This is a genomic window from Rhodoferax sp. (assembly GCF_028689295.1).
GTDB lineage: Bacteria > Pseudomonadota > Gammaproteobacteria > Burkholderiales > Burkholderiaceae_C > Rhodoferax.
Map to the genome: position 1 here is coordinate 35,752 of NZ_JAQTWL010000017.1, position 19,147 is coordinate 54,898.

Below are 19,147 nucleotides of genomic sequence, written 5' to 3' on the forward strand. Positions count from 1 at the left end.
TCAACCACCCTGTTGATAAAAATCAGGGTCGATGAAAAAACTTGCAGCTTGTCGTGGCTCATTTCAGCGGTATCGGCTGCGCTGCCGGGACCGGCACGGCCGTCACGCTGTTCTTCGGGCTGCCATCGATCAGCTTGTCGGAGTACACCAGATAGACCAGCGTGTTGCGCTTGCTGTCCACCATACGCACCACGCGCACATGCTTGAACAGGAAGGAGGTGCGGGCATTGAACACTTCGTCCTGCAGGGCGATCTTGCCCTTGAAGGCGATCGGGCCGATCTGGCGGCAAGCCACCGCCGCGTCAGACGTGTCTTCGGCCAAGCCCAGCGCCCCTGCGTAACCGCCTGTTTTGGCGTGCGACAAATAGCAGGCCACCCCGACCACCTCGGGGTCGTCGAACACCTCCACCACCACTTTGTCGTTGGGACTCAACAGTTTGAATGTGGTGCTGACTTCGCCCACAGTTTCGGCAATGGCGCCTGACGATGCCAATAGAACAGCAATGGCCAACAACAATTTTTTCATCGAATGCACTTTCAGCGTGGTCAAGATCACCCGGCCAAAGCGCAAGCGAAAACGCGCCCGGTCGGGTGTTGAGCGCTGATTGTCAACGGCTTTTGATAGTCAGCATCTCTGAGCCCATCCCGCCTAGAACGGCTTGAAGGGAGACAGCTCATGCCAATGGCATTCGTCAACCGCAAAATTGAAAAAGTGCCAACGCATTGGGTCCACGTTCCCATTCTGCAGAGCCGCCGGTCTGCCACACAAAAGCTTTCGGCATGAACAAACAGAACCTCAGCGAAGATGACACCAGCGCAAAATTCATCACACCGGCGCTGTACCGGGCCGGTTGGGCCGAAGCCGCCATTCGCCGTCAGGTGGCTTTTACGTCGGGTCGCATCATCGTGCGGGGCAAGCTGGTCACGCGCGGCAAAGCCAAGCGGGCTGACTATGTGCTGTATATCGGGCACTTTCCATTGCCTTGATCGAGGCCAAGCACAACTTCAAGTGCGTGGGCGACGGCATGCAGCAGGCGCTGGACTACGCCACCACGCTCGACATTCCCTTCGTTTTCTCCAGTAACGGCAACAGTTTTGTGTTGCATGACCGCACCGGCACATCACTGCAACTGAAAATTAGTTAGTGTAGGGGTGAGCAAAGTCTTGCCGGTCCCACCATTTGAAATCAACGGCTTAGATTTATCCGGATTCAAAGTTTTGCCGGTTTTGCAGGCAAAGTCTTGCCGAAAGTTGGACTTCTGAACCCAAAGACTTGCCGTTTGGTTTCCGGCAAAAGTTTGGTGTGAAAAAGTGCTTCAAAACTTTTCAAGTTCGGCTCAAACAATGCACAAGCAGAGTGACAGGCAGACATTCCTGATTCGGCCCTGCGCGAGCAATACGTGCCTTTCGGGCACTCGAATTTCCAGACGATCATTCGTGAAATCAAGGCCTTTGCAGCACAACCTGGTGGCCAGGCCATCGTGGTGATGACCGTGGTGGGTGATTCGGTGCCAGCCATGTTCAAGGAGGCCATCAATCAGGGCGTGAAAGCCACTGACATCCCGATCCTGGGTCTTGACGTTGTTGACAGCGACCTGGAAGGCCTTGACACCACCCCGCTGGTCGGTCATCTGAGTTGCTGGTGCTACTTCCAGAACGTTGACACGCCACTGAACAAACAGTTGAAGACCGAGTGGCGCCAATATGTGGAAGCCAAGAAGCTGAAACATCGCCCCGATATGGTGATTGACCCAATGGTGGGCTATGTCCCCCAAGGCAGGGAGGTGTTTCCGGATCTTACCGCGGACGAAAACTTGCGCATTGGAGCCCTCACTGGGGAGCGACGTCTGGCATCCGCTCAAAAAGTATTTACATATTCGGACGTCAATCAGCTATTCCCAGTGCTCAAAACAATGAGTTCCCGTGTGGCGGGAAACCTTTCAGGCGGACAACAGCAACAACTGGCCATTGCCCGCGCGCTATTGACTAATCCGGCGCTCTTAATTCTGGACGAGCCCACGGAGGGTATCGTTGAACTGACGGGCTTGAGCTACCCGGCAGTGCGCGCCACGATCGATCTGTTCGAGACAGGTGGCTGGACAGCCATACGGCCATCACGTCGTGGACGCCCCAGAGGCGATGGACGGGTATTGAGCCCAGCGCAGGAAGATACCCGCCAGAAGCTCTCCATGATCGCCACCGTCACCAACCAGGGCAAGACCCGCTGAATGATCATTGAGGAAGCCTTTGACGCCGACAAATTCATCGAATTTCTGCAAGCCCTGATCAAGGACGCAGGCAAGAAGTTGTTCCTGATCCTGGACAACCTGCGGGTGCATCACAGCAAGGTCGTCAAGGCCTGGGTGGCTGAACGTAAGGAACAAATTGAACTCTTTTACCTGCCCAGCTACAGCCCGCAGCTCAATCCCGAGGAAAGGCTTAACGCAGACCTGAAACAGGAGATGAGCAAGCGCGTGCCGGTTCGTACCAAGGCCAAGTTACGCCATGCGGCCAACGAGCATATGACGATGCTGGAGCAAAACCCGCAGCGGGTTATCGGTTATTTCCAGGATCGGCATGTGCAATACGCGGATTGAGACTTCATCGGGCCGGATCAATAGTCGGCATAACCTATCACACCACAAAGCAGGAAAACTTTGGTATCGCCAACAAGAACAAATATAAATTAAACAAAGCTATCGCGGAATCTCTTCAATAGCTTTCTCAATTTATGAGCTCAAATTTCTCACCTTATGACCCTATCTACACAAGGCATCAGGTATCGATATTCCCCGCCTGCAGCGCATTCATTTCGATGAACTCGCGGCGCGGTTCCACCTCGTCGCCCATCAACATGGTGAACACCTTGTCGGCTTCGATGGCGTCGTCGATCTGCACCCGCAGCAAAGTGCGCACCGTCGGGTCCATGGTGGTCTCCCAGAGCTGTTCGGGGTTCATTTCACCCAGCCCTTTGTAACGCTGGCGGCTGGTTGAGCCTTCGGCCTGGGCGATGAGCCAGGCCATGGCCTCGCGGAAGTCGCTGACCTTTTGTTCCTTTTGGCGCTCGCCTTCGCCGCGCGTGACCCTGGCCCCCTCGCTGAGCAAGCCCTTGAAGGTTTTGGCGACTTCGTTCAGGGCCGCATAGTCGGCGCCATGGACAAAGTCCTGCGTCAGCACACTGCTCTTGATGTTGCCGTGCAGGCGGCGGCTGATGCGCAAAATGGGTTTGTCACTGCGAACATCGAATTCGCCAGCCACTTCGGCGTCGGGCAATTGCGCTTGCAAGGCGATGGCGGAGGCCTCGGCGTCGGCGACCGTGTCCAGATTCAGCGCCACGCCGTCGGCAATGGCGCGCAAGGCGGACACGTCGAGAAAGTTCGCCAGCCGGGCAATGACGGATTGGGCCTGCTGGTGCTTGCGCGCCAGCTCGGTGAGCGCGTCGCCGGTCAGCACCGTGCTGTTGTCGCCGCCGGTGTAGACCGTGGCATTGACCAGCGCGATGCGCAGCAGGAAGTTGTCGAGGTCGGTGGCGCCCTGCAGGTACAGCTCCTCGCGGCCGGCTTTCACCTTGTAGAGCGGCGGCTGGGCGATGTAGATGTGGCCGCGCTCCACCAGCTCGGGCATCTGGCGGTAGAAGAAGGTGAGCAGCAGGGTGCGGATGTGGGCGCCGTCAACGTCGGCGTCGGTCATGATGATGATGCGGTGGTAGCGCAGCTTGGCCACGTCGAAGTCGTCGTTGCCGGTGCTGCCGCCGGCCTTGCCGATGCCGGTGCCCAGGGCGGTGATGAGCGTCAAAATTTCATTGCTGGTGAGCAGCTTCTCGTACCGCGCCTTTTCCACGTTCAGGATCTTGCCGCGCAGCGGCAGAATGGCCTGGAACTTGCGGTCGCGACCCTGCTTGGCAGAGCCACCGGCGGAGTCGCCCTCGACGATGTAGATTTCGCACAGCGCCGGGTCTTTTTCCTGGCAGTCGGCCAGTTTGCCGGGCAAGCCCATGCCATCAAGCACGCCCTTGCGGCGCGTCATGTCGCGGGCCTTGCGGGCGGCTTCGCGGGCGCGGGCGGCCTCGACGATTTTGCCGACGATGATCTTGGCGTCAGCCGGGCGCTCCTGCAGGTAATCCCACAGCAGTTTTGACACGATGTCTTCGACCGGTCCGCGCACTTCGCTCGACACCAGTTTGTCCTTGGTCTGGCTGCTGAACTTGGGCTCGGGCACCTTGACGCTGAGCACGCAGGTCAGGCCTTCGCGCATGTCGTCGCCGGTCACTTCGACCTTGGCTTTTTTGGCGATCTCGCTGTCGTCGATGTATTTGTTGATGATCCGCGTCATGGCCGCGCGCAGACCGGTGAGGTGGGTGCCACCGTCGCGCTGCGGGATGTTGTTGGTGAAGCACAACACCTGCTCGTTGTAGCCGCTGTTCCACTGCATCGCCACTTCGACGCCGATGTTGGAGTCTTGGTCGCTCTGGCGGTCACCCATGGCGTGAAAGATGTTGGGGTTGAGGACCGTTTTGCCCTTGTTGATGAAGTTCACGAACCCGCGCACGCCGTCAGCGCCGGAAAAGTCGTCTTCCTTGCCGGTGCGCTCGTCTTTCAGGCGAACGCGCACGCCGTTGTTCAAAAAGCTCAGTTCGCGCAAGCGCTTGCTGAGAATTTCATAGTGAAAATCGTTGTTTTCCTTGAAGATGTCGGTGTCGGGCAAAAAATGCACTTCGGTGCCACGGCGCTCGGTTTCGCCGGTGACCCGCATGGGCGACACATCGACGCCATTCACGGTTTCGATCAGGCGGTTCTGCACAAAGCCCTTGCTGAATTCGAGCACATGCACCTTGCCGTCGCGGCGCACCGTGAGGCGCAGCATTTTGCTCAGCGCGTTGACGCAACTCACGCCAACGCCGTGCAGGCCACCCGAGACCTTGTAGCTGTTCTGGTTGAACTTGCCGCCGGCGTGCAGCTCCGTCAGGGCGATCTCGGCGGCGCTGCGCTTGGGCTCGTGCTTGTCATCCATCTTGACGCCGGTCGGGATGCCGCGTCCGTTGTCCACCACTGACACCGAGTTGTCGGTGTGGATGGTGACCAGAATGTCGTCGCAATGACCGGCCAGCGATTCGTCGATGGAGTTGTCCACCACCTCGAACACCAGGTGGTGCAGGCCGGTGCCGTCGGAGGTGTCGCCAATGTACATGCCGGGGCGCTTGCGCACGGCCTCCAGGCCTTCGAGGATCTGGATCGAGCCTTCGCCGTAAGCCTCGGATGCGCCTGCCTGGTGGGCGTCGATGGTGGGCTGAAAGTTGGAGCTGTCAGCCGTGCTTTCGCCCGTGTGAACGCTGTTCTCAGGGGTTTGGGCGGGCGTGTTTTCTTCGGTCATGGCGGAGTCAGTGGGGTTTGAAAGGGGCAGGGCAGCAGGCGCTGCCGTTTAAATGCGCATGGGCATCACCACATACTTGAAGTTGGTGTTTTCGGGGATGGTGAACAGCGCCGAGCTGTTGCCATCGGAGAGTTGCAGCGTCACCATGTCTTGCGACATGTTGCTGAGCGCATCAATGAGGTAGGTCACGTTGAAGCCGATTTCGATGCTGTCACCGCCGTAGTCGATGTCGAGCTCGTCCACCGCTTCTTCCTGCTCGGCGTTGTTGGCCGCCACGCGCAGGGTGCCGGGGTCGATGTTCAGGCGCACGCCCTTGAATTTTTCGCTGGTCAGAATGGCGGTGCGCTGCAGCGTGGCCAGCAGGGCGGCGCGGCCTAGTGTGATGCTGTTTTGGTGGTTGCGGGGAATGACGCGGTTGTAGTCGGGGAACTTGCCCTCGACCAGTTTGCTGACGAATTCCATGCCGTCAAAGCTGAACTTGGCCTGGTTGTTGGCAAATTGCATCTCGATGGCGCCTTCGGCATCGGACAGCAGGCGCTGCAACTCCAGCACGGTCTTGCGCGGCAAAATGACCTCTTGCTTGGGCACTTCGACGTCGAGCGTGGCGCTGGCAAAAGCCAGCCGATGCCCGTCGGTGGCGACCAGGCTCAATTGCAGGCCTTCGGCAACGAACAAAATACCGTTGAGGTAGTAGCGGATGTCATGCACGGCCATGGCAAACGAGACCTGGCTCAGCAGCGCCTTGAGCGTTTTTTGTGGCACGCTGAAGGCCGGGCCGAAGTTGGCCGACTCCTGCACCAGGGGAAAGTCTTCGGCGGGCATGGTCTGTAGCGTGAACTTGCTTTTGCCGCCTTTCAAAATCAATTTGGTGGCGCTGGATTCGAGCGACACCAGCTGATCGTTCGGCATGGTGCGCAGGATGTCGATCAACTTGCGCGCGCCCACCGTGGTGGTGAAATCACCGGTATCGCCGCCCAGCTCGGCCACCGTGCGGATCTGGATTTCGAGGTCGCTGGTGGTGAGTTGCACAGCATCGCCGGTTTTGCGAATCAGCACATTGGCCAGGATGGGCAAGGTATGGCGACGCTCCACAATGCCCGAGACCGCCTGCAAAACCGACAAAACCTTGTCCTGGGTGGCTTTTAAAACAATCATGTCATCCTCTTAAGGTCAATGGCTGATGAGCTCGGCCATGGTATTGGCCCAACCCGGTTTGAAATAACAACGCTATTTTCCCACTCATTTGCTTCAGTCCTGAATTTGCTTCAGCCTTTGAGCGTTTGTTCCAGCACGTGCAGTTGCTGGTTGAGTTCAGTGACCTGCTGGCGCTCGGCACCAATCTTTCGTACCGCATGCAGCACCGTGGTGTGATCGCGCCCGCCAAACATCTCGCCGATTTCGGGCAGGCTTTTTTGCGTTAGCTCCTTGGCCAGGTACATGGCAATCTGCCGCGGCCGGGCAATGCTGGCCGGGCGCTTTTTTGAATACATGTCGGCGATCTTGATTTTGTAATAGTCGGCCACCGTTTTCTGGATGTTTTCCACCGAGATTTGACGGTTCTGGATGGAAAGCAGGTCGCGTAGCGCTTCGCGCGCCAGCAAAATCGAGATTTCTTTTTGGTTGAAGCGCGAATAGGCCAGGATTTTGCGCAAGGCGCCTTCGAGCTCGCGCACGTTGGAGCGCACATTTTTGGCGACAAAAAAGGCCACCTCTTCAGGCATTACGATGCCCTCGGCCTGCGCCTTGTTGATCAGGATGGCGACGCGCATTTCGAGTTCGGGCGGCTCAATGGCCACCGTCAGGCCGGAGTCAAAACGCGACACCAGGCGCTCATGAATATCAGTGAGACCTTTTGGGTAGGTGTCGCTGGTCATGACGATGTGCGACTTTTTGGCCAGCAAGGCCTCGAAGGCGTTAAAAAACTCCTCTTGGGTGCGCTCCTTGTTGGCAAAAAACTGCACGTCATCGATTAGCAGCAGGTCGAGCGAGTGGTAGCGCTCCTTGAATTCGTCAAAGGCCTTGCGCTGGTAGGCCTTGACCACGTCGGTAACGAACTGCTCAGCATGGATGTAGAGCACCTTGGCGCTGGGGTGGTCAGCCATCAGCTGATTGCCCACCGCGTGCATGAGGTGGGTTTTGCCCAGACCAACGCCGCCATAAATGAACAATGGGTTGTACAGGCGACCCGGCATGCCGGCCACGTGCATGGCCGCCGCGCGCGCCATGCGGTTGGCGCTGCCTTCGACCAGGGTGTCGAACGTCAAAGCCGTGTTAAGGCGGCTTTTCAGCGGTTCGGCCGGGCGAAAATGATCGGCTTCGGCCAGCGTCTCTGCGAGCGCGGCAGATGCCGCCACTTTGGGCTCAGACTTGCGGACCACGGCTTCGCGCGGCGCCAAAGCCAGCTCGACCTGCACGGCCTGACCGGTCATGCGCTCCATCAGCAGGGCCAGACGCTGGCTGTACTGGGCCCGGATCCAGTCCATTTTGAAGCGGTTGGCAACAAAGATAGTGACTTTGCCCAAGTCGTCGGCGACCTGGGCCGAAAGCGGCTTGATCCAGGTCTGAAACTGTTGCTCGGGGAGTTCCTGCGCCAGTTGATCGATACAGGATTGCCAGAAATCTGCGCCACTCTGGTCTTGCACGGCTGGGGGTGTGGGGTGGAGTCCCTCGGTCATTTTGCGATTTGTTTCTGTGGATAATTTTGATTTCTGACCCTCTGCATTCTAATTTATCAAATGCTTATCCACACTACGGGTCTTCCCGTGATTTACCGTCCGTTCAAAAGTTTGCGATAATCTGCGGTTCGCCTGAACTGTTCGGGTGAAATTAACGTTGATGCCGTTGGCATATTCAATCAAACGGGGGCAGTCCGCCTCTGAGCTTCTTAGGATTTCCGAAAATGAAACGCACTTACCAACCCTCCAAGATTCGTCGCGCCCGCACGCATGGCTTTTTGGTGCGCATGAAAACCCGTGGCGGTCGTGCCGTGATCAATGCGCGCCGCGCCAAAGGCCGCAAGCGTCTGGCTGTCTGATTTAACAGTGGGCGCAGTCTGCCAACGTTTGCCGCAACGCTCGCCTGATCTTGCAACGGCTCAAAAGTCGGCGCCAGTTTCAAGCCGTGCTCGCGGGATCGACCCTGTCGCGCACCCCGCACTTCGCCCTGCATGCGCTGGCGCTGGATGCTGACCCAGTGGATTTGACGGTGACGCCAATGTTCAACGTGCCCGCGGTTTGGCTCGGTGCCATGGTGCCCAAGCGCTGGGCCAGGCGCGCCGTGACACGCAACGCCCTGAAACGTCAGATTTACGCCGTGAGCGAGTTGTACCAGGCGCAATTGCCAGTCGCCGCCTACGTGGTCCGGCTGCGCAGTGGCTTCGACCGGATGCAGTTTGTGAGCGCTTGTTCTGACGCCCTGAAACTGGCGGCACGCGCCGAGTTGCACCAATTGCTGGCCCGCGCTGCGCGAGCGCTGCCACAGGTTCACACGCCGGCAGACGCATGATGAACCGCTTGCTGATCGGGCTGATCAAGGCCTACCGCTTGTTGTTGAGCCCTTGGCTGGGCTCGTCGTGCCGCTTCGAGCCGACCTGTTCCGTTTATGCACTGCAGGCCCTGCAACGCTTTGGCGCAGCCAAGGGCAGCTACCTCATGTTGCGTCGCATCGGGCGCTGCCATCCCTGGTGTGATGGCGGTCTCGATCCGATTCCCGAGGCCTCTCCTGAGACCTCGCCCTGTTTGTTTACCCGGTTGATACCCTCTTCCATTCCAAAGAAGTCCTCATGAACGATATCCGTCGCACCATTTTGTGGGTGATTTTTGGCTTTTCCATGGTCATGCTGTGGGATCAATGGCAGGTTTACAACGGCCGCAAAGCCACTTTCTTCCCCGGCAACACACCCGCCGTCTTGCAAGCCCAAGACCCAACAGCCGCCGCCAGCGTGCCAGGCAGTCTGCCCAGCAGCGTGCCTTCGGCCAGCAGCAGCGTGGCGGTTGCGGACCAAATCGCCGGTGCTGTGCCCGCCTTGGCGGCGCCTGTTGCAGCGCCCGCCGCCGGGCAGGAACTGGTGCTGGTCGAGACCGACGTTTTCAAACTGACTTTCGGCACCGAAGGCGGCTCGCTGGTCAAGGCCGAAATGCGCAAGCACGCCGACATGGCGGACAAAAGCCGCAATTTTGTGTTGTTCGACGACAGCAAGGATCGTGTTTACCTGGCCCAGTCCGGCCTGATTGCCGGCGCGGGTGGCCCGGCCTTGCCGACCCACAAAACGGTGATGACGCTGGCTCCCGGCGAGCACAGCCTGAAGGAAGGCAGCCAAAGCCTGGAACTGCGCTTTGAGTCGGCAACTGTGGGCGGAGTTCAATTGGTCAAAACCTACACCCTGACACGCGGCAGCTATGTGGTGGCGGTCAAACACGAGGTGGTCAACGTGGGCGCCACCGCGCTGGCACCACAGCTTTACCTGCAATTGGTGCGTGACGGCAACAAGCCGCCGGGCGAATCCTCGTTCTATTTCACCTTTACCGGCCCGGCGGTTTATACCGAAGCCAAGAAGTACCAAAAAGTCAACTTTGAAGACATTGAAAAGAACAAGGTTGACATAGAAAAAACAGCCGAGAACGGTTACGTGGCCATGGTGCAGCACTACTTTGCCAGCGCCTGGTTGCTGGGCGACGGCATCAAGCGCGACCTGTTCATGCGCAAGGTTGACACCAACCTGTACTCGGTGGGCATGATTGCGCCGCTGGAGTCGATTGCACCGGGTGCGCGCAAAACGATCGCAACCACGCTCTACGCCGGCCCGCAAGAAGAAAAAATCCTGGAGGCACTGGCCCCTGGGCTGGAACTGGTCAAGGACTACGGCTGGTTGACCATCCTGGCCAAGCCACTGTACTGGTTGCTCGACAAGCTGTACAGCGTCATCCACAACTGGGGTTGGGCCATTGTGGCGTTGGTTCTGTTGCTCAAGATTGCCTTTTACTGGCTCAACGCCAAAGCCTATTCCAGCATGGCCAAGATGAAGGCGGTGAACCCGCGCATCGTGGAAATGCGCGAGCGCCTGAAAGACAATCCGCAGCAGATGCAGCAGGAAATGATGCGCATCTACCGTGAGGAAAAGGTCAATCCGATGGGTGGCTGCTTCCCGATCATGGTCCAGATTCCGGTGTTCATTGCGCTCTATTGGGTGCTGCTGGCCAGCGTCGAGATGCGCAACGCGCCCTGGTTGGGCTGGATTCAAGACCTCTCCAGCCCCGACCCGTTCTACATCCTGCCGATTGTCATGACGCTCACCACCGTGCTGCAGACTTCACTCAATCCGGCACCGCCTGACCCGATGCAGGCCAAGATGATGTGGTTCATGCCGCTGGCATTCAGCGTGATGTTCTTCTTCTTCCCGGCCGGTCTGGTGCTGTACTGGATCACCAACAACGTGTTGTCGATCGCCCAGCAGTGGGTGATCAACACCCGCATGGGCGTGCCGCCGAAGTTTCATTTGCCGAAGTTCTGAAACCTTGTGGGACAGACCAAAGCGACACGGAGTGCGCGTGCTCTGTCCCCAACATTTTGGCGGCTGTTTCGCAGGCACGCGGCCTGACCTGTCGTGAGTCTGCCGCGCCACAGTGACCCGATCGTGGCCATTGCCACGGCGCCCGGTCGCGGCGCGGTCGGCATGGTGCGGGTCAGCGGTCGCGGCCTTCACTCGCTGGTGCTGGCGCTGTGTGGGCGGGCGCTCAAGCCGCGCGAAGCCACTTACACCCCATTTTTGGACGACCAGGGCCAGGCCATCGACCATGGCCTGGCGCTTTATTTTGTCGCGCCGCATTCTTTCACCGGCGAAGACGTGCTGGAGTTGCAGGCCCACGGCGGGCCGGTGGTGCTGCAATTGCTACTGGCGCGCTGCCTGCAGGCGGCGGCAGAAGCCAACACTGACGGGCAGGAACGGCTGGCGCATTTGCGCGTGGCGCTGCCAGGCGAGTTCTCCGAGCGCGCCTTTCTCAACGACAAGATCGACCTGACACAGGCCGAAGCCATTGCCGATTTGATTGATTCCAGTACCGAGACAGCCGCTCGCAGCGCCAGCCGCTCGCTGGCGGGTGCTTTTTCGAAAGAAATTCACAGCCTGCGCGATGCACTGATCCATTTGCGCATGTTGGTCGAAGCAACGCTCGATTTTCCTGAAGAAGAGATCGACTTTTTGCAAAAGGCCGATGCCCAGGGGCAGCTTTTGAAACTGATTCAGAATTTGACGGCCCTGATGGCGCGCGCGCGGCAGGGCGCGCTGCTGCGCGAAGGCATCAAAGTGGTGATTGCGGGCCAACCCAACGCCGGCAAGTCGTCGCTGCTCAACGCGCTGGCCGGGGCTGAGCTGGCCATCGTCACCGCAGTGCCAGGCACCACTCGCGACAAGGTGCAGCAAACCATCCAGATCGAGGGTGTGCCGGTGCATGTGGTGGACACCGCCGGTCTGCGTGAGAGCGAGGACGAGGTCGAAAAAATTGGCATCGCCCACGCCTGGGATGCCATTGCGCAAGCCGATGCGGTGCTGTTTCTGCGTGACCTGACGCGCATGGATCAGGCCGATTACCGCGCCGATGACGCCGTCATCGCCCGAACCATCGCCCAAAAAATACCCCGGCAGGTGCCGGTGATCGAGGTCTGGAACAAGCTTGATGCCGCGCCAGCGCAAAGCCTGCCGGACGGCGTGCAACTGTCGGCCAAAACCGGCATCGGGCTCGACGCGCTGCGCCATAAGCTTCTCCAAGTGGCCGGCTGGCAGTCTGGTTCGGAAGGCGTCTTCATGGCCCGCGAGCGTCATGTGCAGGCCCTGCGACAGACCCAAGATCATTTGCAGGCGGCACAAGGTCACTTGCAAAGCCAGGCGCAAGCGCTCGATCTGCTGGCAGAGGAATTGCGGCTGGCGCAAAACGCCTTGGGTGAGATCACCGGCGAATTCACCTCGGACGATTTGCTGGGCGTGATTTTTTCAAGTTTTTGTATCGGCAAGTAAGCTCGAAGGCGCGTACAGCGGCTCTTGCAGCAGGGCGCTGGCACGGCGGCCGCGTTCACCCAGAAAAAACTCCTTGATGAACGGGTGCGGGTGCGCCATCACCTCGGCGGCGCTGCCATCGGCCACGATGTGGCGGTCTGCCACTACGGCGATACGGGTGCTGAGTTCCAGCAGCGTGTCGAGGTCATGCGTGACCATCACCACGGTCAGGCCCAACTCCTGGTGCAGCGACTGCAATAGCGCACAAAATTCGTCGGCGCTGCCGGGGTCAAGTCCGGCGGTGGGCTCGTCGAGCAACAACAGCGGCGGGTCCATGATCAGGGCGCGCGCCAGCGCCGCGCGCTTGATCATGCCGCCCGACAACTCGGCGGGCATCTTGTGCGCGGCCGACGGGTCGAGCCCCACCATGCGCAGCTTGACCATGGCCACGTCAACGATGAGGTCGCGCGGCAGGGTATTGAGCTCGCGCAGGGCGAAGGCGATGTTGTCGAGCACGCTGAAGGCTGAAAACAGGGCGCCGTGCTGAAACAGCATACCCACCCGGCTGGCCGCGCCCTCGCGCCCCATGCTGGAAGCAGCCTCGCCCAACACCGTGACGCCGCCGCGCGCGGGCACTTCCAGCCCCAGCATCTGGCGCAGCAGCACGGTTTTGCCACTGCCGGACCCACCCACGATCGACACCAGCTCGCCAGCGTCAATGCGCAGGCTCAGGTCTTGGTGAATCACGACATCGCGCCCGGCCTCGTGAAACACTGACCACAACTTGTCAATCTCGACCACGGGCTGGTTCAGCGGCTGGTTCATAGGCCGACGTTCTTGAAAACCACGGCAAACACTGCATCCACCAGCAGCACCACCGTGATGGCCGTGACGACCGAGGCGGTGGTGCCCCGCCCCAGGCTTTCGGTATTCGGCTTGACGCGCAGGCCATAGTGGCAACCGATCAACGCAATCAGCAGTCCGAACACCACCGACTTGCCCAGCGCCAGCCACAGGTTACTGATCTCGACAGCATCTGGCAGCGTGGCAAAAAAATACGCAGGCGTCACGCCCAGCACCACATCGGCGGCCAGCATGCCGCCCAGTAGCGCGGCCAGCGTGGTCCAGACGCTGATCAGCGGCATGGCAATGGCCATGGCCATTGCGCGTGGCAGCACCAGCCGGTAGCCTTGGGCGATGCCCATGACGCGCATGGCGTCGAGCTCTTCTGTCACGCGCATCACGCCGATCTGCGCGGTGATGGCCGACCCCGAGCGCCCGGCAATCAGGATCGCCGCCAGCATCGGCCCCAGTTCGCGGATGACCGCAAGACCGAGGATGTTGACGATGAAGGTGTCGGCGCCAAACTGGCGCAGTTGGCGCGACATCAGGTAGGCCAGCACCACGCCGATGGTGAAGCCCACCAGGGCAGTGACCGGTAGCGCCGTCGCCCCGATGCGGTACAGGTGACCCGAAACGTCGCGCCACGGACCGCGCCCGGGCGCCCGCAGCAACCTCAAACCATCCAGCAGCAACTGGCCCAGCAAGACCAACATTCCCACCGCATGGTCCCACAGCATCCAGAGCAGCTTGCCCAGGTGCAAGAAAGCTTGCCACGCCGATCGGCGTGCCGGCTTGACGGCTGGTGTCGTGAAGTGCGCCACCCGCTCCAGCATGGTGCGTTGCACAGGGTGCCATTGCAATTGCGCCGGCCACTGGCGGCCCCAGGAATTCCACAGCAATTGCGCGCCGGTGTGGTCCAGCCGGGTGATGGCGCGCAAGTCCCAACTCACGATGCCCTTGGTGACCACATCAGCCAAAACTTGGCTGATGTGGCACCATCTGGCCGGCTCGGCCAGCCGCGCCGCGCTCCAGCTGCCGCCCAGCACGGCACAGTGACCGCCGTCGGGGGTGGCTTGCAAGTTGAGCGTGGGGACGGCTTCGGGCATGGTGCAATCGGGTAGGTCTGGAATCTTAACGGCAACCGGATGGTGGCTGGTCTTTTCGACCCGGTGCGAGCCATGGGGCAAAATATTCGCCGAGACAAGGCCCTTGCAGCGCCATGACCACCACAAAGGAAAGACATTCGCGATGAGCACCCACTTTGACTACATCATCATCGGCGCCGGCACGGCCGGCTGCCTGCTGGCCAACCGCCTGACGCGAGATGCGTCCAAACGCGTCTTGCTCATCGAGGCGGGCCGTCAGGACAACTACCACTGGATTCATATTCCGGTGGGTTACCTGTATTGCATCGGCAACCCGCGCACCGACTGGTTGTACAAGACCGAGCCCGATGCCGGTCTGAACGGGCGCAGCCTGCGCTACCCGCGCGGCAAGGTGCTGGGCGGCTGCAGCAGCATCAACGGCATGATCTACATGCGCGGCCAGGCACGCGACTACGCGCAGTGGGCGCAGCTCACCGGGGACGATGCCTGGGGCTGGCAGAACAACCTGCCGGACTTTACGGCCCATGAAAGCCATTACAGGCTGGATGGCCAGCGGCTTGAAGCGCCTGACAAGCTGGCCCAGTTCAAGCAATTTCACGGTGCGGGCGGCGAGTGGCGGGTGGAGAAACAGCGCCTGCGCTGGGATGTGCTTGACGCCTTTGCCCAGGCTGCGCAGCAAGCCGGTATCGCTGCCACGGATGACTTCAATCAGGGCGACAACGAAGGCGTCGGCTATTTTGAAGTGAACCAAAAAAGCGGCTGGCGCTGGAACACCGCCAAGGCCTTTTTGCGCCCGGTCTGCACCAATCGCCCCAACTTCACGCTCTGGACCTCGGCCCAGGTGGTCAAGCTCACGATTGAGGCGCAAACCAGCGGCGGGTTGCGTTGCACCGGTGTCGAGGTGCAGACGCCCAGCGGCAGGGTCAGCGCGCAGGCCGCAAACGAGGTCGTCTTGAGCGCCGGCAGCATCGGCTCGCCGCAGATTTTGCAGCTCTCCGGCATCGGCCCGGGCGCCTTGCTGCAGCAACACGGCGTCAAAGTGCTGCATGACGCGCCCGGCGTCGGGGCCAACTTGCAGGACCACCTGCAGATTCGCTCGGTGTACAAGGTGCAGGACGTCAAGACCCTCAACGTGCAGGCCAATTCGCTGTGGGGCAAGGCCATGATCGGACTGGAATATGCGCTCAGGCGCAGCGGCCCGATGAGCATGGCGCCGAGCCAGCTGGGGGCGTTTACCCGCAGCGATGCCAGCCAGCCCTACCCCAATGTCGAGTACCACGTGCAGCCGCTGAGCCTGGAGGCGTTTGGCGAGCCGCTGCACAGCTTCCCGGCGTTCACCGCCAGTGTCTGCAACCTGAACCCCACGAGTCGCGGCAGCGTTCAGATCAAGTCGCCGGACTTCACTGCGGCCCCCGCCATCGCGCCCAATTACCTCAGCACCGAGGCTGACCGCAAGGTGGCGGCAGATTCCTTGCGCCTGACGCGCACCATCGTGGCGCAGCCGGCGTTGGTCAAGTACCAGCCCAAAGAGTTCAAACCCGGCGTGCAATACCAGACCGACGACGATCTGGCACGCCTGGCGGGCGACATTGCCACCACCATTTTTCACCCGGTGGGCACCACCAAAATGGGCCGCGCAGAGGACCCGCTGGCGGTGCTGGACGCGCATTTGCGGGTGCGCGGGCCGGGCGGTTTGATTGCCGGGTTGCGCGTGGTTGATGCCGGCGCCATGCCGGTGATCACCAGCGGTAACACCAATTCACCTACCCTGATGATGGCCGAAAAAGCGGTGCGCTGGATTGCGGCGGGATCCTGAATCCGCAGCGCACCAAAGAAGCGCCCGTCAAGGGTAATTCCCGATAGCAAGGCACCCAATTGGCGCATACATTCGCACCATCACCGGGCAAAGCAAAGCTGTGCAAGGTGAAAGGCCCCAGGAGATCAGACCCGTCAGGGTCAGACAACACAATAAAGACAAGGCACCGGCAACCCCGGTGCCTTTTTAATTTTGCATATGCCTAATCCGTGACAATGCCGCCATGGAATTGCTGATTGTCTCTGTTGCCTCCCTGTTTGCCGGTTTTGTCGATTCCATCGTGGGCGGTGGCGGGCTGATTCTGATACCCGCCCTGTTTGCCACTTTTCCCACTGCGCACCCGGCCACCCTGTTCGGCACCAACAAGGGGGCTTCGGTGTGGGGCACGGGCATCGCCACCTGGCAGTACAGCTGCAAGGTGCAGATGCGCTGGGCGGCACTGCTGCCGGCGGCGGGCGCCGGGCTGCTGGCCTCGTGTGCCGGGGCTTGGCTGGTGACAGTGGTATCGCCCGAATTTTTACGCAAGGTGTTGCCCTTTGTGCTGCTGCTGGTGCTGCTCTACACGCTGGCCAAAAAAGAACTTGGCCGCTCCCACGCACCAAAGTTTTCCGGCTTGCAGGAACAATTGATCGCCGCCGGCATTGGCGGCGTGATCGGCTTTTATGATGGTTTTTTTGGTCCCGGCACCGGCAGTTTTCTGGTGTTTTTGTTTGTTCGCCTGTTGGGCTACGACTTTTTGAGCGCCTCGGCCGCGGCCAAGCTGGTCAACACCGCCACCAACCTGTCGGCGCTGGCGCTGTTCATCGCCAAGGGCCACATCTGGTGGCATTTTGTGCTGGCCATGGCGCTGGCCAATGTGCTCGGCAGCCTGGCTGGCACACGGCTGGCGCTCAAGCACGGCACTGGCTTTGTGCGCGTGGTGTTTTTGTTGGTGGTCAGTGCGCTGATCCTGAAAACTAGTTTCGATGCGTTTGTGCACTGACGGCTCGTAAAGCAATAGGCCTACTGAACCGGCATTGACGCTGCTGACGCAGGCGGTTGCGCCGCCACCGGCACCGCGGCCATTGAACCACGCGGCCAGGGAACGTTTGCGGCCGGCAGCGGCTGGCCGACGGGCGCTGAAGCCTGGCCCTTGCGCACCAGGGCCATGTCTTCGTCGTTGGGGTAGTGGCCCAGCAGCCAGTAATCAAACGCCCTGCGCGCGATCGGAGCGGCTGAGGTCGAACCGAAACCGGCGTTTTCGACAATCACGGCCAGCGCAATTTTGGGATCATCGGCGGGCGCGAAGGCGATGTAGAGCGCGTGGTCGCGCTGGCGCTCTTCCATGCGGGCAGCGTTGTATTTCTCGTTTTTTCCAAGCGACACCGCCTGCGCCGTGCCCGTTTTACCGCCACTGAGGTATTGCGCTCCGGCAAACACGCGGCGCGAAGTGCCCTCCTGCGTCACCCCGACCATGGCGCGGCGAATTATGTCCAAGTGTTCAGGCTTGAAGCCCAGGTTTGCAGCGGGTTGCGGCGCTACCGGCACATCTGCCCGGGTGGTGGCATCCTGGGTTGCCACCACCAGTTGGGGCGGGTGTTTGATGCCGTTGTTGGCCAGTATGGCGGTGGCTTGTGCAAGCTGCAGCATGGTGAAGCTGTTGTAGCCCTGGCCAATGCCCAGCGAGATGGTTTCACCGGCATACCATTTCTTTTGCTCCGGGCGCTTGTAGTAGTTCCGCTTCCACTCCTGACTGGGCAGCACGCCGCGCACCTCGCCCTCGACGTCGATGCCGGTGAGCTGGCCAAAACCCAGCGGGGCCATGAAGTCGTGGATGGCGTCGACACCGATCTCGTTGGCCAGCGAGTAAAAGTAGGCGTTGCTCGACTCGACGATGGCGCGGTGCATGTCCATGATGCCGCCGCGCTCGTTCTCTGGGCTGCCAAAGCGGTGGCCGCCGAACATGTAAAAACCGGGGTCGTTGATCTGCGTGCTGGCGGCGCGCTTGCCTGTGGTGAGCGCCGCCAGCGCCATGAAAGGCTTGTAGGTGGAGCCCGCCGGGTAAGTGCCACGCAAAGCCCGGTTCAGCAGCGGTTTGTCAATGGACTCATTGAGCCCCTGCCAGCTTTCCTGGTCAATGCCTTCGACAAAAAGGTTGGGGTCGAACGTGGGCTTGCTGACGAAGGCCAGCACCTCGCCGGTCTTGGGGTCGAGCGCCACCAGCGCGCCGCGGCGCTCGCCAAACATGTCCTCGATGAGTTTCTGCAACTTGATGTCGATCGACAGTTTGACGGTGTTGCCAGGCGTGGAAGGCTGGCTCGACAGGCGCCGGGTGGCGCGGCCACCGGCCGAGGTCTCCATGGCATCGACACCGGTGGTGCCGTGCAGTTGCGTCTCGAAGCTCTGCTCGACGCCGAGTTTGCCGATGTATTCGGTGCCGCGGTAATTGGCGGCATCCTCGGATTCGTCGAGAGCTTCTTTTTCTGCCGTGTTGATACGCCCGATATAGCCGATCACATGGCTGGCCAGCTCGCCATAGGGATAACTGCGAAACAGCCGCGCCTTGATGTCAACCCCGGGAAAGCGGTAGCGCTGCGCCGCAAAGCGGGCCACCTCTTCATCGGTAAGGCGGCTGCGCAGCGGGACGGACTCGAAACTTTTGCCTTCTTCGCGAAGTTTTTTAAAGCGCCGCCGGTCGCGCGGCGTTACCTCGATAACTTGTGCCAGGTCATCGATGGTTTTTGCCAGGTCGGCGACCTTGGAGGGGGTGATTTCCAGCGTGTAGGCCGAGTAGTTGCTGGCCAGCACGATGCCGTTGCGGTCCAGAATCAGGCCGCGGTTGGGCACCATCGGCACGATGGCGGTGCGGTTGTTTTCAGCTTGGGCGCGCAAATCGTCGTGGCGCAGCACCTGCAGGTAGAACAGCCGCGTCACCAACAGGCCAAAACACACCAGCACCAGCAGGCTGGCCACCAGCACCCGCAGGCGAAAGCGGGCCAAGTCGAGTTGTACGTTGCGGATGACCTTCATGAACGCTTCAACAAA

Annotated in this window: 15 protein-coding genes and 3 pseudogenes; 10 read left to right on the plus strand and 8 right to left on the minus strand. The window is 60.4% G+C overall.

Annotated features, from left to right (window positions below):
- Nucleotides 1-58: 58 nt before the first annotated feature.
- Complete coding sequence (locus PHF15_RS13445) at nt 59-526, minus strand: CreA family protein (protein WP_300121801.1); 468 nt, start codon at nt 524-526, stop codon at nt 59-61.
- 254 nt (nt 527-780) lie between these two features.
- Between PHF15_RS13445 and PHF15_RS17025 the strand changes: the two are divergent.
- Nucleotides 781-1,118 (plus strand): annotated as a pseudogene (locus PHF15_RS17025) (type I restriction endonuclease); the annotation flags it as partial.
- Between the two features lie 92 nt (nt 1,119-1,210).
- Here PHF15_RS17025 and PHF15_RS13460 read toward each other — a convergent pair.
- A complete protein-coding gene (locus tag PHF15_RS13460; RefSeq protein WP_300121840.1) occupies nt 1,211-1,519 on the minus strand; it encodes a hypothetical protein in 309 nt (102 codons plus the stop codon).
- Between PHF15_RS13460 and PHF15_RS13465 the strand changes: the two are divergent.
- Nucleotides 1,401-2,009: pseudogene (locus PHF15_RS13465) on the plus strand (transporter substrate-binding protein); the annotation flags it as partial. The gene PHF15_RS13460 and the pseudogene PHF15_RS13465 sit on opposite strands and share 119 nt — an antisense overlap.
- Before the next feature lie 162 nt (nt 2,010-2,171).
- Nucleotides 2,172-2,597, plus strand: a pseudogene (locus PHF15_RS13470) (IS630 family transposase); the annotation flags it as partial.
- Nucleotides 2,598-2,775: 178 nt separating this feature from the next.
- Here the strand turns inward: PHF15_RS13470 and gyrB are convergent.
- From gyrB to dnaA, 3 genes are all read right to left on the minus strand, one after another.
- On the minus strand, nt 2,776-5,370 hold the full coding sequence (gene gyrB, locus PHF15_RS13475) for a DNA topoisomerase (ATP-hydrolyzing) subunit B (protein ID WP_300121806.1): 2,595 nt from the start codon (nt 5,368-5,370) through the stop codon (nt 2,776-2,778).
- 48 nt (nt 5,371-5,418) lie between these two features.
- On the minus strand, nt 5,419-6,525 hold the full coding sequence (dnaN, locus tag PHF15_RS13480) for a DNA polymerase III subunit beta (RefSeq protein WP_300121808.1): 1,107 nt from the start codon (nt 6,523-6,525) through the stop codon (nt 5,419-5,421).
- Nucleotides 6,526-6,635: 110 nt separating this feature from the next.
- Nucleotides 6,636-8,045, minus strand: a complete 1,410-nt coding sequence (gene dnaA, locus PHF15_RS13485) for a chromosomal replication initiator protein DnaA (RefSeq protein ID WP_300121810.1) — start codon at nt 8,043-8,045, stop codon at nt 6,636-6,638.
- A gap of 224 nt (nt 8,046-8,269) precedes the next feature.
- Between dnaA and rpmH the strand changes: the two genes are divergently transcribed.
- From rpmH to mnmE, 5 genes are all read left to right on the plus strand, one after another.
- The gene (gene rpmH, locus PHF15_RS13490; RefSeq protein WP_006299042.1) at nt 8,270-8,404 is read left to right on the plus strand and encodes a 50S ribosomal protein L34; all 135 of its coding nucleotides are present in this window, start codon (nt 8,270-8,272) and stop codon (nt 8,402-8,404) included.
- A 50-nt stretch (nt 8,405-8,454) separates the two neighbouring features.
- Entirely contained in the window at nt 8,455-8,874 is a 420-nt protein-coding gene (locus tag PHF15_RS13495) for a ribonuclease P protein component (protein WP_300121812.1), read from the plus strand.
- Complete coding sequence (yidD, locus tag PHF15_RS13500) at nt 8,871-9,155, plus strand: membrane protein insertion efficiency factor YidD (protein ID WP_300121814.1); 285 nt, start codon at nt 8,871-8,873, stop codon at nt 9,153-9,155. The genes PHF15_RS13495 and yidD overlap by 4 nt, the downstream gene beginning before the upstream one ends.
- Nucleotides 9,152-10,879, plus strand: coding sequence for a membrane protein insertase YidC (gene yidC, locus PHF15_RS13505; RefSeq protein ID WP_300121815.1), 1,728 nt, complete (start codon nt 9,152-9,154; stop codon nt 10,877-10,879). Before yidD ends, yidC begins: the two co-directional genes overlap by 4 nt.
- A 93-nt stretch (nt 10,880-10,972) precedes the next feature.
- Nucleotides 10,973-12,379 carry a tRNA uridine-5-carboxymethylaminomethyl(34) synthesis GTPase MnmE gene (mnmE, locus tag PHF15_RS13510; RefSeq protein ID WP_300121817.1) on the plus strand — a complete coding sequence of 469 codons (1,407 nt, stop codon included), beginning with the start codon at nt 10,973-10,975 and terminating at the stop codon, nt 12,377-12,379.
- On the opposite strand, the gene PHF15_RS13515 is transcribed toward mnmE, so the two are convergent.
- Nucleotides 12,356-13,183 (minus strand): ATP-binding cassette domain-containing protein, encoded by an 828-nt coding sequence (locus PHF15_RS13515; RefSeq protein ID WP_300121818.1) that lies wholly within the window; start codon nt 13,181-13,183, stop codon nt 12,356-12,358. The two genes, mnmE and PHF15_RS13515, sit on opposite strands and share 24 nt — an antisense overlap.
- Complete coding sequence (locus PHF15_RS13520) at nt 13,180-14,307, minus strand: ABC transporter permease (protein WP_300121819.1); 1,128 nt, start codon at nt 14,305-14,307, stop codon at nt 13,180-13,182. Before PHF15_RS13520 ends, PHF15_RS13515 begins: the two co-directional genes overlap by 4 nt.
- A gap of 142 nt (nt 14,308-14,449) precedes the next feature.
- On the opposite strand from PHF15_RS13520, the gene PHF15_RS13525 reads away from it, so the two are divergent.
- Nucleotides 14,450-16,123, plus strand: a complete 1,674-nt coding sequence (locus PHF15_RS13525; protein WP_300121820.1) for a GMC family oxidoreductase — start codon at nt 14,450-14,452, stop codon at nt 16,121-16,123.
- A gap of 223 nt (nt 16,124-16,346) precedes the next feature.
- Entirely contained in the window at nt 16,347-17,105 is a 759-nt protein-coding gene (locus PHF15_RS13530; protein WP_300121821.1) for a TSUP family transporter, read from the plus strand.
- 20 nt (nt 17,106-17,125) lie between these two features.
- Here PHF15_RS13530 and mrdA read toward each other — a convergent pair whose 3' ends face one another.
- On the minus strand, nt 17,126-19,132 hold the full coding sequence (gene mrdA, locus PHF15_RS13535) for a penicillin-binding protein 2 (protein ID WP_300121823.1): 2,007 nt from the start codon (nt 19,130-19,132) through the stop codon (nt 17,126-17,128).
- Between the last annotated feature and the right edge of the window lie 15 nt (nt 19,133-19,147).

What these genes read in the sequence shown, in the direction of transcription:
- PHF15_RS13445 (WP_300121801.1), bottom strand. Translation starts at nt 526, where the DNA reads ATGAAAAAATTGTTGTTGGCCATTGCTGTTCTATTGGCATCGTCAGGC.
- PHF15_RS13460 (WP_300121840.1), bottom strand. Translation starts at nt 1,519, where the DNA reads ATGGCTGGCACCGAATCACCCACCACGGTCATCACCACGATGGCCTGG.
- gyrB (WP_300121806.1), bottom strand. Translation starts at nt 5,370, where the DNA reads ATGACCGAAGAAAACACGCCCGCCCAAACCCCTGAGAACAGCGTTCAC.
- dnaN (WP_300121808.1), bottom strand. Translation starts at nt 6,525, where the DNA reads ATGATTGTTTTAAAAGCCACCCAGGACAAGGTTTTGTCGGTTTTGCAG.
- dnaA (WP_300121810.1), bottom strand. Translation starts at nt 8,045, where the DNA reads ATGACCGAGGGACTCCACCCCACACCCCCAGCCGTGCAAGACCAGAGT.
- rpmH (WP_006299042.1), top strand. Translation starts at nt 8,270, where the DNA reads ATGAAACGCACTTACCAACCCTCCAAGATTCGTCGCGCCCGCACGCAT.
- yidD (WP_300121814.1), top strand. Translation starts at nt 8,871, where the DNA reads ATGATGAACCGCTTGCTGATCGGGCTGATCAAGGCCTACCGCTTGTTG.
- yidC (WP_300121815.1), top strand. Translation starts at nt 9,152, where the DNA reads ATGAACGATATCCGTCGCACCATTTTGTGGGTGATTTTTGGCTTTTCC.
- PHF15_RS13515 (WP_300121818.1), bottom strand. Translation starts at nt 13,183, where the DNA reads ATGAACCAGCCGCTGAACCAGCCCGTGGTCGAGATTGACAAGTTGTGG.
- PHF15_RS13520 (WP_300121819.1), bottom strand. Translation starts at nt 14,307, where the DNA reads ATGCCCGAAGCCGTCCCCACGCTCAACTTGCAAGCCACCCCCGACGGC.
- PHF15_RS13525 (WP_300121820.1), top strand. Translation starts at nt 14,450, where the DNA reads ATGAGCACCCACTTTGACTACATCATCATCGGCGCCGGCACGGCCGGC.
- PHF15_RS13530 (WP_300121821.1), top strand. Translation starts at nt 16,347, where the DNA reads ATGGAATTGCTGATTGTCTCTGTTGCCTCCCTGTTTGCCGGTTTTGTC.
- mrdA (WP_300121823.1), bottom strand. Translation starts at nt 19,132, where the DNA reads ATGAAGGTCATCCGCAACGTACAACTCGACTTGGCCCGCTTTCGCCTG.